The 20,800-nt window shown below is 36.2% G+C and carries 23 protein-coding genes and 1 tRNA gene; 21 read left to right on the top strand and 3 right to left on the bottom strand.

Features of this window, described 5'->3' with window-relative positions; genetic code table 11:
• Positions 1–25 precede the first annotated feature (25 nt).
• Together folK and ACZZZC_RS16885 are read left to right on the top strand one after the other, a co-directional pair.
• Positions 26–532, top strand: a complete 507-nt coding sequence (folK, locus tag ACZZZC_RS16890) for a 2-amino-4-hydroxy-6-hydroxymethyldihydropteridine diphosphokinase (RefSeq protein ID WP_463483215.1) — start codon at positions 26–28, stop codon at positions 530–532.
• A 17-nt stretch (positions 533–549) separates the two neighbouring features.
• Positions 550–921, top strand: a complete 372-nt coding sequence (locus ACZZZC_RS16885) for an Hpt domain-containing protein (protein WP_463483214.1) — start codon at positions 550–552, stop codon at positions 919–921.
• Between the two features lie 153 nt (positions 922–1,074).
• Here ACZZZC_RS16885 and pssA read toward each other — a convergent pair whose 3' ends face one another.
• Together pssA and rho are read right to left on the bottom strand one after the other, a co-directional pair.
• Positions 1,075–1,776, bottom strand: coding sequence for a CDP-diacylglycerol--serine O-phosphatidyltransferase (gene pssA / locus ACZZZC_RS16880; protein ID WP_463483213.1), 702 nt, complete (start codon positions 1,774–1,776; stop codon positions 1,075–1,077).
• A gap of 96 nt (positions 1,777–1,872) precedes the next feature.
• On the bottom strand, positions 1,873–3,603 hold the full coding sequence (gene rho, locus ACZZZC_RS16875) for a transcription termination factor Rho (protein WP_463483212.1): 1,731 nt from the start codon (positions 3,601–3,603) through the stop codon (positions 1,873–1,875).
• Between the two features lie 419 nt (positions 3,604–4,022).
• Here rho and pyrF point away from each other — a divergent pair, with 419 nt between their 5' ends.
• The 5 genes from pyrF (at position 4,023) to ACZZZC_RS16850 (ending at position 7,847) form a co-directional block, all read left to right on the top strand.
• Positions 4,023–4,853 carry an orotidine-5'-phosphate decarboxylase gene (gene pyrF / locus ACZZZC_RS16870; RefSeq protein WP_463483211.1) on the top strand — a complete coding sequence of 277 codons (831 nt, stop codon included), beginning with the start codon at positions 4,023–4,025 and terminating at the stop codon, positions 4,851–4,853.
• A 109-nt stretch (positions 4,854–4,962) separates the two neighbouring features.
• Positions 4,963–5,865: a DMT family transporter gene (locus ACZZZC_RS16865; protein WP_463483210.1), complete on the top strand. Its 903-nt coding sequence runs from the start codon at positions 4,963–4,965 to the stop codon at positions 5,863–5,865.
• A gap of 117 nt (positions 5,866–5,982) precedes the next feature.
• On the top strand, positions 5,983–7,266 hold the full coding sequence (locus ACZZZC_RS16860; protein WP_463483209.1) for a DUF2851 family protein: 1,284 nt from the start codon (positions 5,983–5,985) through the stop codon (positions 7,264–7,266).
• Positions 7,267–7,315: 49 nt separating this feature from the next.
• Positions 7,316–7,531: a hypothetical protein gene (locus tag ACZZZC_RS16855; RefSeq protein WP_265797606.1), complete on the top strand. Its 216-nt coding sequence runs from the start codon at positions 7,316–7,318 to the stop codon at positions 7,529–7,531.
• Positions 7,532–7,628: 97 nt separating this feature from the next.
• Positions 7,629–7,847 (top strand): PspC domain-containing protein, encoded by a 219-nt coding sequence (locus tag ACZZZC_RS16850; protein WP_056849744.1) that lies wholly within the window; start codon positions 7,629–7,631, stop codon positions 7,845–7,847.
• Positions 7,848–7,980: 133 nt separating this feature from the next.
• Here the strand turns inward: ACZZZC_RS16850 and ACZZZC_RS16845 are convergent, their stop codons facing one another.
• Positions 7,981–8,634: an ankyrin repeat domain-containing protein gene (locus ACZZZC_RS16845; RefSeq protein WP_463483208.1), complete on the bottom strand. Its 654-nt coding sequence runs from the start codon at positions 8,632–8,634 to the stop codon at positions 7,981–7,983.
• Positions 8,635–9,625: 991 nt separating this feature from the next.
• Here ACZZZC_RS16845 and ACZZZC_RS16840 point away from each other — a divergent pair.
• The 14 genes from ACZZZC_RS16840 (at position 9,626) to ACZZZC_RS16775 (ending at position 20,751) form a co-directional block, all read left to right on the top strand.
• Positions 9,626–12,223, top strand: coding sequence for an FtsK/SpoIIIE family DNA translocase (locus ACZZZC_RS16840; protein ID WP_463487735.1), 2,598 nt, complete (start codon positions 9,626–9,628; stop codon positions 12,221–12,223).
• A 57-nt stretch (positions 12,224–12,280) separates the two neighbouring features.
• Positions 12,281–12,931: an outer membrane lipoprotein periplasmic chaperone LolA1 gene (gene lolA1 / locus ACZZZC_RS16835; RefSeq protein WP_463483206.1), complete on the top strand. Its 651-nt coding sequence runs from the start codon at positions 12,281–12,283 to the stop codon at positions 12,929–12,931.
• 234 nt (positions 12,932–13,165) lie between these two features.
• On the top strand, positions 13,166–13,438 hold the full coding sequence (locus tag ACZZZC_RS16830) for a hypothetical protein (RefSeq protein ID WP_056849748.1): 273 nt from the start codon (positions 13,166–13,168) through the stop codon (positions 13,436–13,438).
• A 49-nt stretch (positions 13,439–13,487) separates the two neighbouring features.
• Positions 13,488–14,252 (top strand): MBL fold metallo-hydrolase, encoded by a 765-nt coding sequence (locus ACZZZC_RS16825; RefSeq protein ID WP_463487734.1) that lies wholly within the window; start codon positions 13,488–13,490, stop codon positions 14,250–14,252.
• 47 nt (positions 14,253–14,299) lie between these two features.
• Positions 14,300–14,383 (top strand) — tRNA-Leu (locus ACZZZC_RS16820).
• Between the two features lie 313 nt (positions 14,384–14,696).
• Positions 14,697–15,638 (top strand): helix-turn-helix domain-containing protein, encoded by a 942-nt coding sequence (locus tag ACZZZC_RS16815; protein WP_463487733.1) that lies wholly within the window; start codon positions 14,697–14,699, stop codon positions 15,636–15,638.
• An 85-nt stretch (positions 15,639–15,723) separates the two neighbouring features.
• The gene (locus ACZZZC_RS16810) at positions 15,724–16,482 is read left to right on the top strand and encodes an SDR family NAD(P)-dependent oxidoreductase (RefSeq protein ID WP_463487732.1); all 759 of its coding nucleotides are present in this window, start codon (positions 15,724–15,726) and stop codon (positions 16,480–16,482) included.
• Positions 16,483–16,746: 264 nt separating this feature from the next.
• Complete coding sequence (locus ACZZZC_RS16805; RefSeq protein WP_463483201.1) at positions 16,747–16,959, top strand: hypothetical protein; 213 nt, start codon at positions 16,747–16,749, stop codon at positions 16,957–16,959.
• Positions 16,960–17,453: 494 nt separating this feature from the next.
• Positions 17,454–17,948, top strand: a complete 495-nt coding sequence (locus tag ACZZZC_RS16800; RefSeq protein ID WP_463487731.1) for a DinB family protein — start codon at positions 17,454–17,456, stop codon at positions 17,946–17,948.
• Positions 17,949–18,003: 55 nt separating this feature from the next.
• Positions 18,004–18,420 (top strand): hypothetical protein, encoded by a 417-nt coding sequence (locus tag ACZZZC_RS16795; RefSeq protein WP_463487730.1) that lies wholly within the window; start codon positions 18,004–18,006, stop codon positions 18,418–18,420.
• Positions 18,411–18,785 (top strand): DUF1801 domain-containing protein, encoded by a 375-nt coding sequence (locus ACZZZC_RS16790; RefSeq protein WP_463487729.1) that lies wholly within the window; start codon positions 18,411–18,413, stop codon positions 18,783–18,785. The genes ACZZZC_RS16795 and ACZZZC_RS16790 overlap by 10 nt, the downstream gene beginning before the upstream one ends.
• A gap of 32 nt (positions 18,786–18,817) precedes the next feature.
• Positions 18,818–19,198: a DoxX family membrane protein gene (locus ACZZZC_RS16785; protein WP_463487728.1), complete on the top strand. Its 381-nt coding sequence runs from the start codon at positions 18,818–18,820 to the stop codon at positions 19,196–19,198.
• Positions 19,199–19,298: 100 nt separating this feature from the next.
• Positions 19,299–19,730 carry a DUF2147 domain-containing protein gene (locus ACZZZC_RS16780; protein WP_463483196.1) on the top strand — a complete coding sequence of 144 codons (432 nt, stop codon included), beginning with the start codon at positions 19,299–19,301 and terminating at the stop codon, positions 19,728–19,730.
• A gap of 19 nt (positions 19,731–19,749) precedes the next feature.
• Complete coding sequence (locus tag ACZZZC_RS16775) at positions 19,750–20,751, top strand: WD40/YVTN/BNR-like repeat-containing protein (protein WP_463487727.1); 1,002 nt, start codon at positions 19,750–19,752, stop codon at positions 20,749–20,751.
• The last annotated feature ends 49 nt before the right edge of the window (positions 20,752–20,800 follow it).

Here is a 20,800-nt window from a genome sequence, read left to right as displayed (position 1 = left end):
TTGTGCCGTAAAGATATAAAAATACATGATGCTTAATACGGCTTTAGAGTACCAAACCGCTTATTTGTTACTGGGAGGAAATTTGGGTGATAGAGAAGATAATTTGCGTAAAGCAATTGCACTCACAGCAGAAAATATAGGCTCAGTAGTTTCCATTTCTGCTTTGTATGAAACTGCAGCATGGGGCAAAACTGATCAACCCTCATTTTTAAATCAAGCCGTAGCCGTTGAGACTAACTTTACTGCTATTGAAGTTTTAAACAAGGCACTGGAGATAGAAAAAAATTTAGGTAGAGTTAGGAAAGATAAATGGGGAGAGCGTTTAATTGATATTGATTTAATTCTATATGGAAATGAGGTTATTGATATCGAAAATAAGCTTCAGGTTCCTCATCCGCATATGCAAGAAAGAAGATTTGTTATGGCTCCCCTGGCTGAAATTGCCCCAGGTGTGATACATCCCATTTTGGGGAAAACTATTTTAGATATTTTTGAAAATATTACAGATAAATTAGACGTTAAGAAATTGTAAATATCTAGCTTTGTTATATGCAAGAGAATCATGATAATCATCCCTTAGATTTATCATATCTTAAAGAAATGGTTGGTCATAATCCAGAATTTATGATCGAAGTTTTTGACACGTTTATTGAACAAACGCCTTTTTATCTGGCGGAGTTGGAAGATGCTTTATCAAGTGAAAATTGGGATAAGGTTGGCAATTGTGCGCATAAAATTAAGCCCACATTTAGCTATGTGGGGCGGAGCGATGTTAAAGATTTTGTTCAGTCTATCGAAGATAATGCCCGAAATCAGATCGCGGTGGAGCAAATCCCCCCAGATGTTGAACGCTTGAAAGCCTTGTTAGTCGAGATTTATGCTCAATTGGAAGTCGCTAAGAAGGATATTCAATCTAAGTGATAACTGATTTTTTAAAAGCCCAAGTTTGGCTTTAATTCAAATTATTAATCAGGATTAAGTTACAGCAGGCGTTCCCGTGAATTTATTTCAATGTATTTAATGAAAGAGGTGCTGAAACAAATTCAGCATGAGCATGAAGTAAATACCTTGCAACTATTTCGAACTTATTATATTGCTGCGGCCAGCACGTCTAAAATGCAGGATTGATAAACTGATATAGAGTACCAAAACAAAAGGAATGGCGGCAAATTGTAAAACTGCAATTAGCACAGCTGATATTATTAGAAAGATAAACTTGATTTTATTTTTTGCCCAGCTAAAATCGCTAAACTTCAAAGAGAAGATTTTGATCTCACTAATCAAAAGAAAGCTGGTAATCGCGGTGATAGCAACTAATAGCATCGTGGAACCAATTACCTGAGGATAATCGGTCGCAATAAACGGTAACGAACAGATAAACAGCGTATTCATTGGCGTATTTAAGCCAATAAAATCTTCGGTTTGACGCTCATCATTATTAAATTTTGCTAATCGCAAGGCTGAAAAAACAGTAATAAAGAAACCTAAATAGGGTAAATATTCAGAAGTATAATCACTGGTTTTTAGCAGCTGAAACATAATCACGCCTGGTAAAAAACCAAAACTTACCATGTCTGCCAACGAGTCCAAATCTTTTCCAATCGCCGACTTTACATTCAATAATCGGGCAACCATTCCATCAAAAAAATCGAAAATGCCCGAAAGAATGACGAAATAGGCAGCAGTTTGTAGATCGCCTTTAAAAGCAAAAACGATTCCGATACAACCAGAAAACAGATTTGCACAGGTAATCGCATTAGGGATATGCCTTTTCATTTATTTTGAGTTGAAAGTACAAAGTTAAAGGTTCAAAGTGACTGGATTCGCATTTAGAAAACTTTCAACTTTAAACCTTTAACTTTTAACACTCTACTAGCTATTCATCGAAATTAAAAATTCTTCGTTGCTTTTTGTACCTTTTATCTGAGCTTGTACAAATTCCATCGCCTCCTGGCTATTCATATCTGCCAGGTGGTTACGTAAAATCCAAACACGTTGTAGAATATCTCTGTCTAGCAATAAATCATCTCTACGAGTACTCGAAGCCGTTATATCAATAGCAGGGAAGATACGTTTATTCGATAATTTACGGTCTAATTGTAACTCCATGTTACCAGTTCCTTTAAATTCTTCGAAGATCACTTCGTCCATTTTAGAACCTGTATCGGTTAATGCAGTAGCTAAAATTGTTAAAGAACCGCCGTTTTCGATGTTCCGGGCAGCACCAAAGAAACGTTTTGGTTTATGTAATGCATTAGCATCAACACCACCAGATAAAATTTTACCCGAAGCAGGAGCAGTGGTATTGTAAGCACGTGCTAAACGTGTAATCGAATCTAGAAGGATAACCACATCGTGTCCGCTTTCTACCAAACGCTTGGATTTTTCTAAAACGATGTTGGCAATTTTTACGTGTCGTTCAGCTGGCTCATCGAAAGTAGAGGCAATAACCTCAGCCCTTACGCTACGAGCCATATCTGTAACCTCTTCCGGGCGCTCATCAATTAAAAGAATAATTAAATAAACTTCTGGATGATTTTTAGCAATTGCATTTGCAACCTCTTTTAATAAATTCGTTTTACCGGTTTTTGGTTGTGCTACAATTAATCCACGTTGTCCTTTACCAATTGGTGTAAACAAATCCATAATACGGGTAGAGTAGTTGCTGTTATCCGTAAAAAGATTTAGTTTTTCAGTTGGAAAAAGTGGTGTTAAATAATCAAATGGTACGCGGTCACGAACTTCTGCAGGGATTCTTCCATTAATGGTTTCTACACGAACTAATGGGAAATATTTTTCGCCCTCTTTCGGTGGACGGATACTTCCTTTTACGGTATCGCCGGTTTTTAGACCAAAAAGTTTAATTTGAGATTGAGATACGTAAATATCATCAGGAGAGGTTAAGTAGTTGTAATCTGCAGAGCGTAAGAAACCGTAACCATCAGGCATAATTTCTAAAACGCCCTCGTTTGTAATTACGTTATCGAAATCTAAGTTAGAATAACTGTTTTCGTTTTTGTGGTGGTTACCGCCTCCAGGTTGTTTTTGCTGGCGGTTATCTTCGCGTTGTGGTTTTTCTTGCTTTTCTCTTGGCTCTTGTTTTTGTCTCGGAGCCGCAGGAATCACTTCCGCTGATTCTTCAATTAAAGCAGAAATTGGTTTGCTTCCACCGTCTTCCGATTCAACAATTCTGTCTGGTTGTCTTTCTGGTTGTTGTTGGTGTTGCGGTTCATCAAACAAAGTAACCGAATCTCTTCTTCTTTCAATTGGAGCTGCAGGTTCATCTTTACTTAATCTTGCTCTTTTTTTAACCGGTTTTTCTGGAGTAGAAGGAGCAGCAGTGGCTGATGCAGCAACTTTTGGAGTTTTTTCAGCTTTAGCGGCTTTAGTTTTTGGAGCAGGAGCAACAGCAACCGGTTCGCTTTCGCTATATGGGTCTGCGCCCGTGCCTGCTTTAGCTGCATCTATAATTTCTTGCTGGTGTAACAGTACTTCAACAAGGTCAATTTTTCTAAGGGATTCGGCACCTTCAATGCCATAAGATTTTGCAAGCTCACGTAATTCTGGTGTGAGCTTATCATTTAATTCTGTTTTACTAAACATTCTAAATATATATGTTTCAAGAAATTTTTCATTTGTTTACAACGGATGCTTCCTGTCATAAAATGTGCAAAGGCTTCTCTTGTGATTGCGTAAGCCCAGCGGTTTTTTTGTGTATAAATTCTTAAGGCTATAAAACTGTGATGAGTTGGTTAATAGATATACTCAAAATGTTTCATAAATGTTTACGAGCTGAATAAAAACGATTTTCGCTTTTAAAAAATGGTAACAAAAAACAAGTCTTGATAAAATTTTTCTGGGATATTCAGATAAACGGTTGAGAATTATGTTGCAATTGTATGTATTTGAAACGTAATCCGCAAGAAAAAGTTTAAAATGTTTATAAAAATAATGTATGTGAAGATATTTTTGTAGTTCTAAAAACTTAAAAAACCTCATATTTGCACCAAATAAGCACTTATATGACTAAGCAACAACTTTTCGAGCAGATACAAAAAAAGCGTTCATTTTTATGTGTCGGATTGGATTCTTCATTGGATAAAATTCCAAAACACTTGCTGAGATACGAAAATCCGATTTTGGAATTTAATAAACAGATTATTGATGCGACAAAAGATTTGTGTGTTGCTTATAAACCAAACACCGCTTTTTATGAGTGTTATGGTAAGAAAGGTTGGGAAACTCTAATTGAAACCTGGAAATATATTCCACAAGATATTTTTTCTATTGCTGATGCAAAACGTGGCGATATTGGCAATACTTCTGCCATGTACGCAGAAACTTTTTTTAATGAGCAATCATCCGAAATGAGTTTCGATTCGGTTACCGTTGCACCGTATATGGGTAGCGATTCGGTTACACCATTTCTAACTTTTAAAGATAAATGGGTTATTCTTTTAGCCTTAACCTCAAATTCTGGTCATGCCGATTTCCAATTACAGCAAATTGGCGAGGATAGACTTTTTGAAAAGGTATTAAAAACCTCACAACAATGGGCAAGCGATGAACAAATGATGTACGTGGTTGGCGCAACCCGTGGTTCTGCTTTTGCAGATGTACGCAAACTGGCTCCAAACCATTTTCTCTTGGTTCCGGGTGTCGGTGCACAAGGAGGAGATCTGCAGGAAGTTTGTAAATACGGTTTAAATTCGCAATGCGGATTATTAATTAATTCTTCACGGGGAATTATTTATGCAAGTAACGGCGAAGATTTTGCAGAAAAGGCAAGAGAAGAGGCTTTGAAACTGCAGCGGGAAATGGAGCAGATATTGGTGAACGCAAATATTGTTTAGCCACAGATTCACAGATTTTTCCTATCAAAATTTTTATTGGCCACGAAAAACGGAAACTTAATTTTATTTCCGTGTTTTCTGTGTTTCCGTGGCAAACTTCTAACCAACCATGAAATCCAAAATAGATTTAAAACTTATCCTTGCCTTAACTGGCGTTGCCTTAATTTGGGGAACAACCTATCTGGGTATTCGTGTTGCCGTAGAGAGTATTCCGGCGTGGTACGTAACAGCCATTCGCCAAACAATTGCATCTTTAATTATTCTAATCATCCTTATCAAACAAAAAGAATTAAAGTGGATAGGATGGGCAAGTTTTAAAAGGCAAATATTGCTTTCTATTTTGATGGTTGTAATTGCGAATGGCATGACCACCGTCGCCGAAAAAACGATCCCTAGTGGATTAACCTCTTTGATAAACGCCACTTCGCCTCTTCTGGTTTTTCTAGGATGCGTTTTCCTGGGGATTCAAAAACCGAGCTTAAAAGGTTTTATTGGTGTATTTGTCGGTTTCCTTGGAATCGTCTTCATTTTTCGGGATGGTATTAGCGACTTGCTAGAACCGGGCTACAGAAATGGAATTTTGTCATTAGTGATCGCCGTTTCAGGGTGGACAATCGGTACCATTTATTCGAAAAAACATAGCGGGAAACCGCAGTACATATTTTTAAATCTTTTTTATCAATTTGTATTCTCTGCAATTGTTCAACTGGGCTTAGCCTTGATTTTTTCTGGTGAGGCTGAGGTAAGCTCCTGGAAAACCGAAAGTATCTTTGCTGCAGTTTACCTTGCGGTATTTGGCTCGGTGCTTGGTTATTTCTGCTATCACTACGCGTTGAAAAAGGTTTCTGCGTCCGAAGTATCTATCCTCACTTATTTTAATACAGTTATCGCAATATTTTTGGGATGGTTAATTTTAAATGAACATGTAGGTATAGATTTAATTGTTGCAACTGTTTTGATTATTGCTGGTGTTTTTATTACGAATTATAAGAAGAAAGCGGAAGTGGTTTAATATTCTTGTAGTTATTTCGAACCTTAGTAGAAAAATCTTTGAAAGAAAACTGAACTATATTCACGGCACCGGACAAATTAAACCAAAACTTTAAGGAATATTTCAGTATCTTCAATAATGAATTTTCCTGAAGATTTTCTTCATTATGTTTGGCAATTTAGATCGTTTGACAATAATGATTTGAAAACGGCTGATGGAGAAAATCTGAAGATTATTCATCAAGGTTTTCTGAATAAAAATGCTGGTCCTGATTTTAGTAACAGTAAAATACAGCTTGGTGAAACGATTTGGGCAGGGAATATTGAAATTCATATCAAGGCTTCAGATTGGTTAAAACACAATCATCAAACCGATGCAAGTTATGATAACGTTATACTGCATGTGGTTTATGAGAATGATGTAGAAATTAAACGAATGGATGGCTCTGTTCTACCTGTCTTAGAATTAAAAAATCGCATTGCGGATGAGTTAATTGAGAAGTACGAAAATTTGTTTCTAACATTAACTGATTTTCCCTGCATCGCTCAAATTAAAACTGTAGATAAATTAATTGTCGATTCATTTTTATCGAGAACATTGATCGAGAGATTTGAACAGAAAACACATGTAGTAATAGAAACACTCAACGAATTAAATGGTAATTGGGATGAAACTTTCTATCGGTTTATGGCCCGAAACTTTGGTTTCAAGGTAAATGCTTTACCTTTCGAACTCTTCGCGAAGGCGATACCACAGCAAATCTATAGCAAGCACAAAGATAATACACTGTTAATTGAGGCTTTAGTGTTCGGTTCAGCCGGATTTTTAAATGATAATTTTAAAGAAGAATATCCTGGAAGGCTTAAAAAAGAATTCCAGTTTCTCCAAAAGAAATATAAAATAGAACCCATCGAGGTTTCCGTTTGGAAATTTATGCGGATGCGGCCACAAAATTTCCCAACCATTCGTTTGGCGCAATTTGCAGCACTGATTGTAAAAGCAAATCATCTATTTTCGAAAGTGATGGAGATCAGTGGTGTTGCTGAGCTTCGTGGATTGTTCGAAAACCTCCCTGTAAATGACTATTGGAAAACACACTACCATTTTAAAAAAGAAACGCAGGAAGTAAGTATTCAAATAGGTAAAACATCAATTGATAATATTTTGCTTAACACTGTCGCTTTGTTTCTATTTGCTTATGGCAAACATACCGGGACACAATTCTATGTGAGCAGGGCGATTAAGTTATTAGAAAGTTTACCCTCAGAGCAAAATGCAATTACTGAAAAATTTACCGCTGCAGGTGTAGTAATAGATAACGCTTTTGCATCGCAAGGGATTTTGCAATTGAAAAAACAATATTGCGATCAGAAAAAATGTCTATCTTGTGGTATTGGTATAAAAATTTTAAAGCAGGCATAACTACTTAAATTTAACCAAACTTTCTACCTTATAAATTGGTTTATCCATTATGGAATTTCCACACGAACTTAAAGAGCTTTATCCCGATAAAATTATCGAAGTGAGAGGCAACGCCGATGCTTTGACAGTGATATTGAATGCCGATGTTGATATAGAAAAATTTAAAAATGATTTAAAGAAAAAGTATTCAGGTTTAGAAGAACAACAAATTTTATTCATTAAACATGAAAACAGGCAAGACTTCGAAAAGCTCATTTTAGAATAGGGCAACTCCGAGTTTAACCAAAATAATTGTTAAATTAGTGCTGATACTTCGCTTTCCCTTTTTGATATTGATAAACAATAAATAAAATGAGCTAACCATGTTTCAAAGAATCATCACCTATTTCGAGCAACAAAGTTTTGGCGTATCTACCTACCTTGCCAATAAACTAAATATGAGTACGGCGAAAGTACGTTTGTTTTTTATTTATTCTTCTTTCCTGGCTGTAGGTTTTCCGATTCTGTTTTATTTCCTGGCAGCGGTTGTTTTGGATATTAGAACCTACATGAAAAAGATTAGGTTAAGGATTTGGGAGTAGAACCCCAAACCTCTGAAGGGTCTTTCCCTTTCTAGTGTTTGATTTATGCGCCTCAGTTATACCTCTTCATTTTAGAACAGGTATCTTCAACCTTATACTTCTTGCTTTTCTTTCCCACTTTAGGGGCTAGGGGTTACTCCTCCCTCAAAATCTCTGCAATTTCATTAAAGCCCTTTTCTGCGGCTAAATCTGCTGGCAATTTTCCGCCTTCCATGCGTAAGCCTACTTCTGCTCCATGCTCCAAAAGCAAAATAATTAATTCAATATTCCCTAATTGTGCTGCGGTATGTAACGGCGCCAAGCCAGCTTTCTGACAAACGTTAGGGTAAGCGCCGGCATCTAAAAGCATCTTCGTGATGTTGATGTTATTAGCCGCAACTGCGGAATGAATCGGAAAAACGTTAAATCCATTTTTAGATGCTAAGTTCACATCGGCACCTTTGAGGACCAGAAATCTTGCTAACTCTTCATGACCGAAATAACAAGCTAGGCCCAATGGCGTAAATCCATCTTCAGAGAATTTATTAACATCATCAGGGTTTTGGAAAATGAGGAGGGTAGCGGTATCGAATTTGCCTACAGCGCAAGCTTCAAACAAAGTCAGCTGATTAGAAAATTCTGCAATTATATCTGCTATGCTTTGCTTTTTATAATAACAGGCTAGTAGCAATGGAGAAATATGATGAGAAGTATTCGTATTTGCCAGTTGTGGATTTTGAATCAAAATCGTTTTTACTGCCTCCAAATTTCCTGCTTCAATTTGTTCTTCGAGTTCCGATATACTCATGTTATTGATTTTAGTTCAAATAATCGATTTAAATTAACAAAAAATTAATGGAGTTTGAAACCTCAGCTTTAAGCGGTTTCCAAGAGAAGGTTTTTGATAGAGTTTAGAACATTCGTTAAATAAACCCGATAAAAGCGGAAATACTTTTTCGTTGTTACAATCTTGAATACGTTGTCATTCTGAGGCACGAAGAATCTTCAAGCTATGAAACAGATTCCTCGTGCCTACCATTGACGTTTTTAATTCACCATCTTTCCGATCGATTTCTCATCGATAGAAGCTTCAGAGGAATGCCTTTGGCACAATCTCATTTGCTGTATATTTTATTAAAGAATATTGCTTCTTGCCTCGCCTGCCTGCCGCAGGCATGCAATGACGACCGTTCTTAATTCTGTTAGTCGATATTACAAATCTCGACAAAAGCTTTGTCATTCTGAGCGCAGCGAAGAATCTGTTAAATCAAAGATCCAAACATTAATAGTTTGCAGATTTTATTTCAGGTGGTGCGGCTACTTAAGTTACTGTTTTGTAGGTTAGGGATTCTTCGCTGCGCTCAGAATGACAGATTTAACTTTCCATCTTTGCGATCCCGATTTTGTCGGGAGAAGCTCCAGAGGAATCCCTTTGGCACAATCTCATTAGTTTTATTATAATGATTTTTATAAAATAAATTACCCCTCCGAATAACAAAACCTTGATTAAGATCACAGCGATAACGGGACTTCAGTACCTATAAAACTCAAAACTTACATTTTCTAAAGCAATAAAAATCCCGTTTAACCTCTCCAGGCAAAACGGGATAAAACCTAAAACAAAATCCGTTTCATTTGACAAAACGTACAACTTGTGTGTTGTTAAAATAATAGACGAGTTTTTCTGTTTAAGGTTTAATACTGGCTTAATAATTTTATTTATTTTAAGGCTGATTTAAAAACGCAAGAGATACAACTATATATTTTATATTTGTTAAATATTAACATTAGTACAGAAAATGGCGGTAAGGGGAAACCAGTTTAAAACCAACACATTCAGAGATAAAGGTGCAGAAAATGCGTCAGGTAGGCCATCGTCAAATCGCCAGCCGAAAGAAAAAAGAGAATATTTACCAAGTTTCGACTTGCAGGATGGACGTGCAATAAAAATTGTAGGTCTGTTTTTTGTTATCCTTTCACTTTACTTTTTAATAGCTTTTACATCTTATTTATTTACCTGGCAAGATGACCAGAGTTATGTTATTGATGCCAACGGCGGCTGGGGAAATTTGTTTAAAACGGCTGAAGAGCTGAAAGATTCGGGCGTTAATATTCCGGTTGTACAAAACTGGTTAGGTAAATTCGGTGCCTTATTATCTCATCAATTTATCTACGAATGGTTCGGTATTGCTTCGTTTTTATTCGTATTGGCTTTCTTCATTATTGGATATAGATTGCTATTCAAGGTTAAAATTCTTTCCATTTCTAAAACTTTAGGATATAGTTTTTTCTTCTTATTGTTCATCTCACTAACCTTAGGTTTTGCTCACGGCTTTTGGTCGGAGTCGCCACATTATGTTGAGGGGGAATTCGGTTATTGGAGCAATAAATTATTGGCGGCGCAAATAGGGGCAGCTGGTGTAGCTGGCTTAATTGCTTTCGCAGGTTTAACAATTTTGATTATCGCTTATAACATCGATTTTAAATTTCCGGAGCGTAAGGAGAAAGAGGTTTATCTGGATAACGAAACGCCTGATTATGTAAATGAGGTGAGGGAAAAATTTTCTCAAAATAAAGAAGTGGAGGAAGTATCGGCACCGATCGAGTTTCCTGTGCGTGATAAAGCTCCCATAAGCACCGAACGCAGACAGCAAAACGTTGTGATACAGCCGAACCGTTACGAAGGAAAAGAGGAAGAAGAAGAGGTAATTGCCCCTGTAACTTTATCGCCGCTGGCTACGAATTTACCATTATCAACAGTAGCCACTTCTATGCCTTTAACAGTGGAGCCGACTGTTCAGGAGGAAGAAAAGGAACCTGCTTTTACAATTGAAAAAACGGAAGAAGAGAAAAAATCGGAAGATTTAGTTGAACAATTTGGTAATTATGATGAAAAGTTAGATTTAGCGGGTTATAAATACCCGACAGTCGATTTGCTAGAGAATTATGGTACCAATAAAATTTCTGTCAACGCCGAAGAGCTGGAAGCCAATAAAAACAAAATTGTAGAAACGCTTAATCATTATAATATTGAAATTGATAAGATTAAGGCTACAATTGGTCCGACGGTTACACTTTATGAAATTATTCCAGCTCCAGGCGTAAGGATTTCGAAAATCAAAAATCTGGAAGACGATATTGCGCTTTCATTAGCGGCGCTGGGTATTCGTATTATTGCGCCAATGCCTGGAAAAGGAACTATTGGTATCGAGGTTCCAAACCAACATCCAGAAATGGTGCCGATGCGTAGCATTTTGAATACCGAAAAATGGACATCAAATACGATGGATTTGCCGATAGCTTTAGGTAAAACCATCAGCAATGAAGTTTTTATAGCTGATTTGGCTAAAATGCCTCACTTATTGGTTGCCGGGGCTACGGGTCAGGGTAAGTCGGTTGGAATTAACGCCATTTTGGTTTCGCTGTTATTTAAAAAACACCCGGCACAATTAAAGTTTGTATTGGTCGACCCTAAAAAGGTGGAGTTAACTTTATTTAACAGAATTGAGCGCCATTTTTTGGCTAAACTTCCTGGAGAAGCCGATGCGATTATTACCGATACCAAGAAAGTGGTTAATACACTGAATTCACTTTGTATTGAAATGGATCAGCGTTACGATTTACTGAAGGATGCGCAGGTTAGAAATTTAAAAGAGTATAACGATAAATTTATCAAGCGGAAGCTGAACCCGAACAACGGACATCGTTTTTTACCTTTCATCGTTTTAGTTGTAGATGAGTTTGCCGACCTAATGATGACGGCTGGTAAAGAAGTAGAAGCACCCATTGCCCGTTTAGCGCAGTTGGCCCGTGCCATTGGTATCCACTTGGTTTTAGCTACGCAACGCCCATCCGTAAATATTATAACCGGTACCATTAAAGCCAATTTCCCTGCAAGGTTAGCATTTAGGGTGCTTTCGAAAATTGATTCAAGAACAATTTTAGATAGTGGTGGTGCAGATCAGTTAATTGGCCGTGGAGATATGCTTTTATCTACCGGAAGCGACTTAATCAGGCTACAGTGTGCTTTTGTTGATACACCGGAGGTAGATCGGATTTCTGAATTTATTGGTAATCAACGTGGCTATTCGGATGCCTACCAATTGCCAGAGTACATAGATGAGGCTGGCGAAGGCAGTAAGGCTGACTTCGATCCGAACGAGCGTGATAAGTTTTTTGAGGATGCTGCCAGATTGATAGTGATGCATCAGCAAGGCTCTACATCTTTAATTCAACGTAAACTGAAGTTGGGTTACAACCGTGCTGGTAGAATTATCGACCAGCTGGAAGCTGCCGGAATTGTTGGCCCCTTTGAAGGAAGTAAAGCTCGGGAAGTTTTATATCCAGATGAATATTCTTTGGAACAGTTCTTGAATAGTATGGACGACAAGAGCTAGATTAAACCAATACTAAAAAAATCGCTCTAACATTTCAAAGAAAAAATTTTATATAAGATGAAGAAATTAATTTCAGCATTAATGGTTGTAGTTGCTTTTACAACATCAACTTATGCTCAAACTGATGCAAAGGCGAAGGCGATTTTAGCAGAAGTAAGTAAAAAATACAAATCGTATAACATTGTTAAAACAGATTTCTCTTTCACTTTGGACAATCCAAAAGCTAAGGTGAAAGAAACACAGCAAGGTACTTTGTATGTAAAAGCCAACTCTAATAAGTACAAAGTCGCCATGACAAACCAAGAGTTATTTAGCGATGGTAAAAGCCAATGGACTTACCTTAAAAAGGACAAAGAAGTGCAAGTGAGCAATGTAGATAACAGCGGTGATGCCATTAATCCTGCAAAAATCTTTACCGTTTACGAAAAAGGTTTTAAATACATTTACACTGGCGAAGAGAAAGTTGGAGCAAAAACCTATCAAATGATAGATTTGACTCCAGTAGATGCGAAGAAATCAATTTTTAAAGTTCGTTTAAGTATTGATAAGGCTGCTAAGCAAATTGCGAATGTGGTGTTGTTTGATAAAAATGGAAACAAATACACTTACAATGTGAAAACATTTTCTCCTAACGTAAATATCCCTGAAGCTACTTTTGCATTCGATGCAAAAAAATATCCAGGTGTTGAAGTGGTAGATTTAAGATAATTTTTCCGCTTTGCGAGAAATGATTTTGAAAAGGTTCAGTTGGAAACAGCTGAACCTTTTTCTGTTGCAAGATGTACCATCGCCGTTTGTCATTCTAACCCAATGAGGAATCTCTTCTGTAGCAGCATGTCGCTTGTCGTCTCTCTAATCTTTCAAATCAGCCATTACAAATGCGATTAAAAAAATCATGCCTGTCTTTATGAATGCTGCATAGATTTCTCTAAGTTTGTTGCAATGTCGTTGCCACTAACAAACCATACTTTAGAGAAGCTAGAACAATTGCTTTTTGCGATGGGTTTTAAGGTTCGCTATGAAAAAGGTAACTTTAAAACGGGTTCATGTCTTCTGGAGCATAATAAGATTATCGTGGTTAATAAATTCTCCAATTTGGAAGGAAAAATAGCGGCTTTAGTAGCTTTGGTTAAGCAAACCAATCCTGATGAAAATATATTAGACGAAAAGCAACGACAATTTTTTCATTCTTTACAACAAACCGAATTATTTTAATGCAAGCGCAGGTAGCAGATTATAGATGTAGAAAGGAAGGTTCATTACGATGAAAATTACTTTTTTAGGCACCGGTACATCACAAGGGGTTCCTGTAATTGCATGTAACTGCGAAGTTTGTACATCTACTGATAAGAAAAATAACAGGTTAAGAACATCAATTTTAATTGAAACTAACGATAAAACTATTGTTGTCGATAGTGGCCCTGATTTTCGTTATCAGCTCTTGCGTGAAAAGGTGAAGGATTTGGATGCAGTTTTATTTACCCACGAGCATAAAGATCATATCGCTGGTTTAGATGATATTCGTCCTTTTAATTATTTACTCCATAAGGTTATAGATGTTTACGCTACAGAACGTGTTCAAACTGCTTTAAAAAGAGAGTTTTATTACATTTTTGCAGAAACTAAATATCACGGTCTGCCACAAATTAATCTTCACACCATTAACAACGGCGAAGAGTTTAAAATAGGGGAGAATACGATCATACCATTTGAAGTCATGCATCATTTACTGCCAATCACGGGTTATCGGATTGGCGATTTTACTTATATCACTGATGCGAAAACTATTCCCGAAGCTAGTTTTGAAAAAATAAAGGGAACAAAAATACTGGTGCTAAATGCCTTGCAGCATGAACCACATATTTCTCACTTCACCTTAAATGAAGCGATGGAATTTTCGCAAAAGGTTGGTGCAGAGATTACTTACTTAACGCACATCAGTCACAATTTGGGTTTGCATGAATATGTAGAAAAGCATTTGCCGAGTAACATCAGGTTGGCTTACGATGGATTGAAAATTGAATTTTAAATCTCTGTTTCCAAAACCTAAAAAAAAATTATATTTGTACTCCACTTACTCGGGTGGCGAAATTGGTAGACGCACCAGCTTGAGGGGCTGGCGCCCGTACGGGTGTGGGAGTTCGAATCTCCTCTCGAGTACTTTTGTGAATGTTAAAGCCCTGTAAATTCAATCTACAGGGCTTTTTTGCGTAAATACGTTTTAAGTACAGTTATATTCTTCTGCTTGAAATAAATAGTGTAACCACCTTGACCTAGGCAATAGAAAGTTATATAACAGAACGTTTTACAACCGATCAGAAATTGTAGGAAAGACATTATGGTTCGATTTTGAAATGAAGTTCCAGCCCTTGTCAGTTGATTAAAATGAACCGCGTATGAGACTTGCATCTGGTCTTGCATATTAATCGTAATTTTATATTTCAAAGACTTATCTTTGATTTTTACAAATAAAATGAACTCCATCACGATCAAAGAATTTTATCAGGATATATTGGGAGAAAGCTGTCCCGATATAAATCAATTTCTAACGGATAACATTCATAAAGATGTTGGCCATTTCAATGTTTTTGATATTTCAGAAATTGCCAAGACCTGCACCTCGAAAACAGGGATGCCTTACAATAAGAGAACTTATTACAAGATAAGCTTGATTAGTGGGCAAAATAGAGTGGAATATGCAGACAAAACGGTGGTGATTGACGATTGCGCTGTGCTGTTTGCTTCTCCTAAAATCCCTTATAACTACACCCATCTTTGTACAGATCAGTCTGGACATTTTTGCGTTTTTACCAAAGATTTTCTTCCTGCGTCTAAGATTGGATTAGAACTCGACAATCTACCTGTTTTTTCGCCGCAAAGCGATTTCGTCTATCAAATATCAACAGAACAGTATGAAAAATTTGAAACGGTTTTCTTAAAAATGCATGAGGAAATACAATCTGATTATATTTATAAGTACGATTTATTAAGGAACTATCTGATGGAGCTGATTCATTTTGGGCAAAAATTAAAGCCTATTCTGCCGGTAGAAAACATTAAAACTGCCGCTTCGAGAACCACAACTTTATTTATAGAACTTTTGGAAAGACAGTTTCCAATTGAAAATATTAGTCAAATCTTAAAATTAAAAACTCCAGCAGATTTCGCCGGGATTTTAGGCGTTCATATCAACCACCTTAACAGAGTTTTGAAAGATACGACAGGCAAAACCACCGGCGAAATTATTGGCAGTCGCATTTTTAGAGAAGCTAAAATTTTGCTTACACAAACTTCCTGGAATGTTTCTGAAATTGCCTTCACATTAGGATTTGAAGAGGTAGCACATTTCTCAAATTTTTTTAAGAAATATGGAAACCAATCGCCACAACATTTCAGAGAATTAGCTATTGTTTGATTTTCGCAAATTTTCGTTTGATTTGTACAAACACCTCCTTGGCTTTGTTGATCATCTTTGTTATAGTAATTAAAACGAAAAAAAAATGACAAGTAAAATAGCTTTAGTAACAGGCGCCAGCCGCGGGTTGGGTAAAGATTCAGTTATCGCATTAGCAAATAGAGGATTTGATATTATTCTAACCTACCAAACAAAGAAAGAATCTGCTGACGAAGTAGTAAAAGAAATCGAAGCATTAGGGCAAAAAGCATTTGCATTACATTTGGATATCTCTTCAACTGCTGGATTTAATCAGTTTGTTTCGGAGGTAAAAAATCTTTTAGATACCCAATTTTCTTCAGCAAAATTAGATGCGTTAGTAAATAATGCCGGAATCGGAATTAACGAGAGTTTCGAAACTACAACTGAAGAAACATTGGATGCAATGACAAATATCCATTTTAAAGGGCCTTATTTCTTAACGCAAAAGTTATTGCCTTTATTAAATGATGGAAGCAGCGTGGTGAACACTTCTTCCGGTTTGGCAAGATTTTCTTTTGCAGGTTATTCAGCCTATGGCGCAATGAAAGCAGCTATAGATTCATTATCAAGATACCAGGCTGTAGAATTGGGAAGCAGAAAAATCAGAGTGAATTCTATTGCTCCAGGAGCTATCGAAACAGATTTCGGGGGCGGTGCGGTTCGTGATAGTGCAGAATATAACCAGCTTATTTCTTCACAAACTGCCTTAGGAAGAGTCGGTTTGCCTGATGATATTGGAAGCGTTGTTGCATTTCTTTGCTCAGATGATTCTAAATGGATTAATGCACAAAGAATCGAAGTATCTGGTGGATTCAGAGCTTAATTCCGTCTAACACATATCGAAAAAACCCATTTAATAAATCTGTTAGATGGGTTTTTGCATTTATAAAGATTGTTTGATGAATGCCCATTAATAATTTATCTAATTTTTTGTGCGATTAAAATATAGAGGCACTCTATGCAAAGTTTAAATGTATGATGAGATTATCCATTTAAATTTTAAGGCAGCAAAATCTCATTAATATTGCAACATATTTTTTAATGTTGAGTTTAAAAGTTAGTTTTGTATACTAACCGAATATATTTTATGAGCAATCTGTCTGATCCAAAACCTGAAAATGGGGTAAATAGGGTAGAAAATGAGCATAAGAATTTTGATGATTATTATCAATCAACCTCAAAACGAAAATTTGAAGGTTGGCCAATTCTTTGGATTTTAATTGTACTTCTTGTAGTATTTCTAATTCTGTACTATACAGGAACAACCACAAGTATTTTAAAGTGGATTGATGGGAAGTAATCGATCTGATTTTCGGATAGCTGTAATCCAGGCATTGCTATTCATTTTTAATTGAATACTTGATGAGCGTTAATTTAGATGGGAATGTATTAAAATTTTTCGTCGTCGCTGGGAATTTGTTCAGCTGAGAAATAACAATATAACATAAGACCAAAAGATAATATGTAAAATGCTGCGGTGATAATTAGGAAAGTGCTCATAATGTTGATTATTTGGTTAGTGTAATTATAACATTAAGTTATCATAAATATTATAGTAGAAACGCTGAATAATCTCAATAATTATAAACATTTCAAAAAATAGTGTTGAAAACTATTTAATTAGTTGATGTATCTTTCTGGAGCCTGCATAAATTTTCGTCGTAATTGTTCTTAAATTGTCTTATGAGTAGGAGTTCGCCTGTCTGATTTACCCCCTCAATATGACCTAAATAGCAACATTTTAGTTTATAGTATTCGCTAATTTTATTTTGTCATTAATAAAAGAATTTAATTATGAGTGTACAGCCAAAATGCAGCAAACTCTATGGTTTCATCGTGTTATATGAAATGCAGACCGATTTTCTTGTAAGAGCGCTAGATGGAATCAAGGAAACAGATGCGCAAAAACGATTGGATACGAAAGCAAACCACATCGCTTGGATAACCGGGAGTGTAGTTTCTGGTCGCTATTATCTTGCAAGCTTATTGGGTATTGATGCTGAATTTTTAACAGGTGAACTTTTTAAAGATAGCCATGGCATAATTGATGACGCTACTTATCCTTCACTAGCTCATTTTAAAAAAGATTGGGAATCGATTTCGCCCTTACTTCATGAGGGATTGATTAATGCATCAGAAGAAAAATTGAATCAAAAAATAGAAATGCCAGGCATGGAAATGACTTTGTTTGATATGATTAGTTTTACCAGCTATCGCGAAGCCAACTGCATCGGACAAATTGCGCTGTGGAGAAGGCTGCTGGGCTACGCAGGAATGAGTTATATGTAATCGTTAACTAAAATTGCACTTGTTTGCATCAATTGAATTCAAAAGATAAACGTTAATGAGGAACAAAAAACTGGAGCTTTTACAACCCTTTGTAGGAAATTGGACTACCCAGGGGCGAACAGTTGATGAAAAAAGCATTATTGGTACCGATGTGTATAAATGGATAGACGGTGCTTTTTTTATGATACATTATGTGGATATCTGTTTTGCGGATGTGAAGACTAGCTCGGTAGAAATTATTCATTATGATGAGTTGGAAGATGTTTTTAGAACACAAGCCTTTGGGAGTGATGGGTCAATATCAATATCTACAATAAAAATAATTGATGACATCATTCTCATTTTTGCCGATAGTGAACGCTTTCAAGGTAAATTTAAGCTTAATAAAATAGAAGGTACTTGGGAACAAAGAGTTAATGGAGAGTGGCAAAATTGGATGGATATTCAACTAACAAAGACATCATGCCGTTAAAGAAACTTGGTTTAAGTGGCAAAGCCGAAGTTGATGAATTTATCAACCAGTTGAATCATCCTTACAAGGAAGAAATATTGCTGTTGCGTTCCATCATGATCAATGCTAACAGTGATATAAAGGAAAGGGTAAAATGGAATGCACCAAGCTTTTATAGCAAGAAAGATATGGCTGCATTTAATCTTAGGGCAAAGGGATATGTTCAAATTATATTTATCTTTTATGATGGCAAAATGATTGAAGACCCATCGTTTTTACAAGGAAGTTGGAAAGATAGAAGAGAAGCTCGATTTTATGGTGTGGAAGACATCAAAATGAAGCAATCTGCATTGGAGCAGTTTGTAAATAACTGGTTAAGTTTATAAAACAGACAACATAAAACTTAATAACCTAAAACATGAAAATTGTAGTAATTATTATTCGCGTATTATTAGGAGGCATGTATGTTTTTGCCTCAGTACCAGTTCTTTTTAATATTTCAATGGGCGAAATGCCCAAAATGACGGCTGATCAGACCACCTTTATGTCGGGAATTATGGTAGCAAAGTACTTATTTCCTTTAATTAAAGTTACAGAGTTGATAGCTGGCCTGATGTTATTGATAGGAAGAACGGCACCATTAGCAGCAATAATTATCTTTCCAATAACCTTAAATATTTTCTTATATCATGCTTTTTTAGGCCCTAAAGAATTACCTATGGTTGGTGTAATGTTATTATTTAATTTGTTTTTATTTTACGCTTACCGTCAAAAATATTTGCCTATCATTTCTAAATAATATTTTCCCTTATTAAAACTTTCTCATACTTTTTTGCTTTATTTATTGTTTCAATATAAAAGATGATTAATTATCTTTAAAAACTAACTGATAATAAAATATGAGAAAATTTCCCTTTTTGCTGCTGCTTTTTGTGGCTGTTTCTTTTTCGGCATTGGCGCAAAGCAAAGATGCTATAGTTGGTAAATGGCTTAATTCATCTGGTGAAGGACAAATAGAGATCTTCAAAAAAGGAGATAAATATTATGGAAAGTTGGCCTGGATGAAAGAACCAAATCTAAATGGAAAACCAAAGTTAGATGCCAGAAATCCAGATGCTGGCTTGCAAAAAAGACCACTGCTTAATTTAGAAATTTTGAAGAACTTTGTTTATGAGGATGGCAAGTGGACTGATGGTACTATTTATGATCCAAAAAGTGGTAAAACTTATAGCTGTAACATGACTTTGAAAGGAAATGATGTGTTAAATGTTCGCGGTTATGTAGGGATTTCACTCCTTGGACGTTCGGAAACCTTTAGAAGAGTAAAATAGTTAAGATGAAGAAAATATTATGGTGCCTTTTAATGGCACCTTTTTTTGCGCTGCACAATCGGTTTCGTTAAAACCACTGAACGAAAACACCAGAACCAGTTTACGTGGCTTAAGTGTGGTAAGTGATAAGGTAATTTGGGTAAGTGGAAGCAATGGATCAGTTGGAAAAACTGTTGATGGTGGTAAAAACTGGCAATGGGTTAAACCCAAGGGTTACGAAAAACTCGATTTTAGAGATATCGAAGCCTTTGATGATAAACAAGCTATTATTGTAAATGCAGGTTCACCGGCTTACATTTTAAAAACAATTGATGGCGGTACAAATTGGACTGAACATTACAAAAACGTAGATTCGGCCATTTTTTTGGATGGATTAGGATTTTGGGAAAAAAACAAAGGCATTATTTTTGGCGATCCGATTAAGGACAAAATGCAACTACTCAAAACTGTAGATGCGGGTAAAACCTGGCAGGATATCTCTTCTAATTTAAAAGTATCCTTAGCAAAAGGTGAGGCTGGCTTTGCTGCGAGTGGAAGCACCATTAAAAGCTTATCGGGTGGCAAAGTTTGGATTTCAACCGGAGGTATGGTTTCCAATATTTATTATTCTGATGATTACGGTCAAAATTGGAGCGTATTTAAATGCCCAATCTGGCAAGGTAAAGAAACTACAGGTCCATTTTCTATGGATTTCTATAATTCAAAAGTAGGTATTGTTGTAGGCGGCGATTATGTTCAGGATAAAATAAATACTAACAATGTCCTGCTTACCAGTGATGGTGGCCAAACTTGGGAAAAGCCTATTACACCAGTTTTGGGTTATCGATCTGGCGTAACTTACATTAATGCAAAAACGCTGGTAGCTACAGGCACATCAGGTACCGATTTATCCGTTGATGGCGGTATAAATTGGAAACATATTTCTGATCAAAGTTTTAATGCTATTCAAAGAAGTAAAAAAGGCAAGGCTATTATTTTGGCTGGAGAAAAAGGATCTGTTTATCAGTTAAGCCTAAATTAATTTATTGTTAATCTGTAACAGAAGGACCAATCTTCGTTCTAAACGGTAT

The sequence above is a fragment of the Pedobacter sp. AC212 genome (assembly GCF_979258625.1).
Note: the sequence above shows the minus strand (reverse complement) of the source record. Positions and strands in the feature narration are given on the sequence as shown.

Bases quoted from the DNA above. Each gene is read 5' to 3' on its own strand.
- folK (WP_463483215.1), top strand. From the start codon at position 26: ATGATGCTTAATACGGCTTTAGAGTACCAAACCGCTTATTTGTTACTG.
- ACZZZC_RS16885 (WP_463483214.1), top strand. From the start codon at position 550: ATGCAAGAGAATCATGATAATCATCCCTTAGATTTATCATATCTTAAA.
- pssA (WP_463483213.1), bottom strand. From the start codon at position 1,776: ATGAAAAGGCATATCCCTAATGCGATTACCTGTGCAAATCTGTTTTCT.
- rho (WP_463483212.1), bottom strand. From the start codon at position 3,603: ATGTTTAGTAAAACAGAATTAAATGATAAGCTCACACCAGAATTACGT.
- pyrF (WP_463483211.1), top strand. From the start codon at position 4,023: ATGACTAAGCAACAACTTTTCGAGCAGATACAAAAAAAGCGTTCATTT.
- ACZZZC_RS16865 (WP_463483210.1), top strand. From the start codon at position 4,963: ATGAAATCCAAAATAGATTTAAAACTTATCCTTGCCTTAACTGGCGTT.
- ACZZZC_RS16860 (WP_463483209.1), top strand. From the start codon at position 5,983: ATGAATTTTCCTGAAGATTTTCTTCATTATGTTTGGCAATTTAGATCG.
- ACZZZC_RS16855 (WP_265797606.1), top strand. From the start codon at position 7,316: ATGGAATTTCCACACGAACTTAAAGAGCTTTATCCCGATAAAATTATC.
- ACZZZC_RS16850 (WP_056849744.1), top strand. From the start codon at position 7,629: ATGTTTCAAAGAATCATCACCTATTTCGAGCAACAAAGTTTTGGCGTA.
- ACZZZC_RS16845 (WP_463483208.1), bottom strand. From the start codon at position 8,634: ATGAGTATATCGGAACTCGAAGAACAAATTGAAGCAGGAAATTTGGAG.
- ACZZZC_RS16840 (WP_463487735.1), top strand. From the start codon at position 9,626: ATGGCGGTAAGGGGAAACCAGTTTAAAACCAACACATTCAGAGATAAA.
- lolA1 (WP_463483206.1), top strand. From the start codon at position 12,281: ATGAAGAAATTAATTTCAGCATTAATGGTTGTAGTTGCTTTTACAACA.
- ACZZZC_RS16830 (WP_056849748.1), top strand. From the start codon at position 13,166: ATGTCGTTGCCACTAACAAACCATACTTTAGAGAAGCTAGAACAATTG.
- ACZZZC_RS16825 (WP_463487734.1), top strand. From the start codon at position 13,488: ATGAAAATTACTTTTTTAGGCACCGGTACATCACAAGGGGTTCCTGTA.
- ACZZZC_RS16815 (WP_463487733.1), top strand. From the start codon at position 14,697: ATGAACTCCATCACGATCAAAGAATTTTATCAGGATATATTGGGAGAA.
- ACZZZC_RS16810 (WP_463487732.1), top strand. From the start codon at position 15,724: ATGACAAGTAAAATAGCTTTAGTAACAGGCGCCAGCCGCGGGTTGGGT.
- ACZZZC_RS16805 (WP_463483201.1), top strand. From the start codon at position 16,747: ATGAGCAATCTGTCTGATCCAAAACCTGAAAATGGGGTAAATAGGGTA.
- ACZZZC_RS16800 (WP_463487731.1), top strand. From the start codon at position 17,454: ATGAGTGTACAGCCAAAATGCAGCAAACTCTATGGTTTCATCGTGTTA.
- ACZZZC_RS16795 (WP_463487730.1), top strand. From the start codon at position 18,004: ATGAGGAACAAAAAACTGGAGCTTTTACAACCCTTTGTAGGAAATTGG.
- ACZZZC_RS16790 (WP_463487729.1), top strand. From the start codon at position 18,411: ATGCCGTTAAAGAAACTTGGTTTAAGTGGCAAAGCCGAAGTTGATGAA.
- ACZZZC_RS16785 (WP_463487728.1), top strand. From the start codon at position 18,818: ATGAAAATTGTAGTAATTATTATTCGCGTATTATTAGGAGGCATGTAT.
- ACZZZC_RS16780 (WP_463483196.1), top strand. From the start codon at position 19,299: ATGAGAAAATTTCCCTTTTTGCTGCTGCTTTTTGTGGCTGTTTCTTTT.
- ACZZZC_RS16775 (WP_463487727.1), top strand. From the start codon at position 19,750: ATGGTGCCTTTTAATGGCACCTTTTTTTGCGCTGCACAATCGGTTTCG.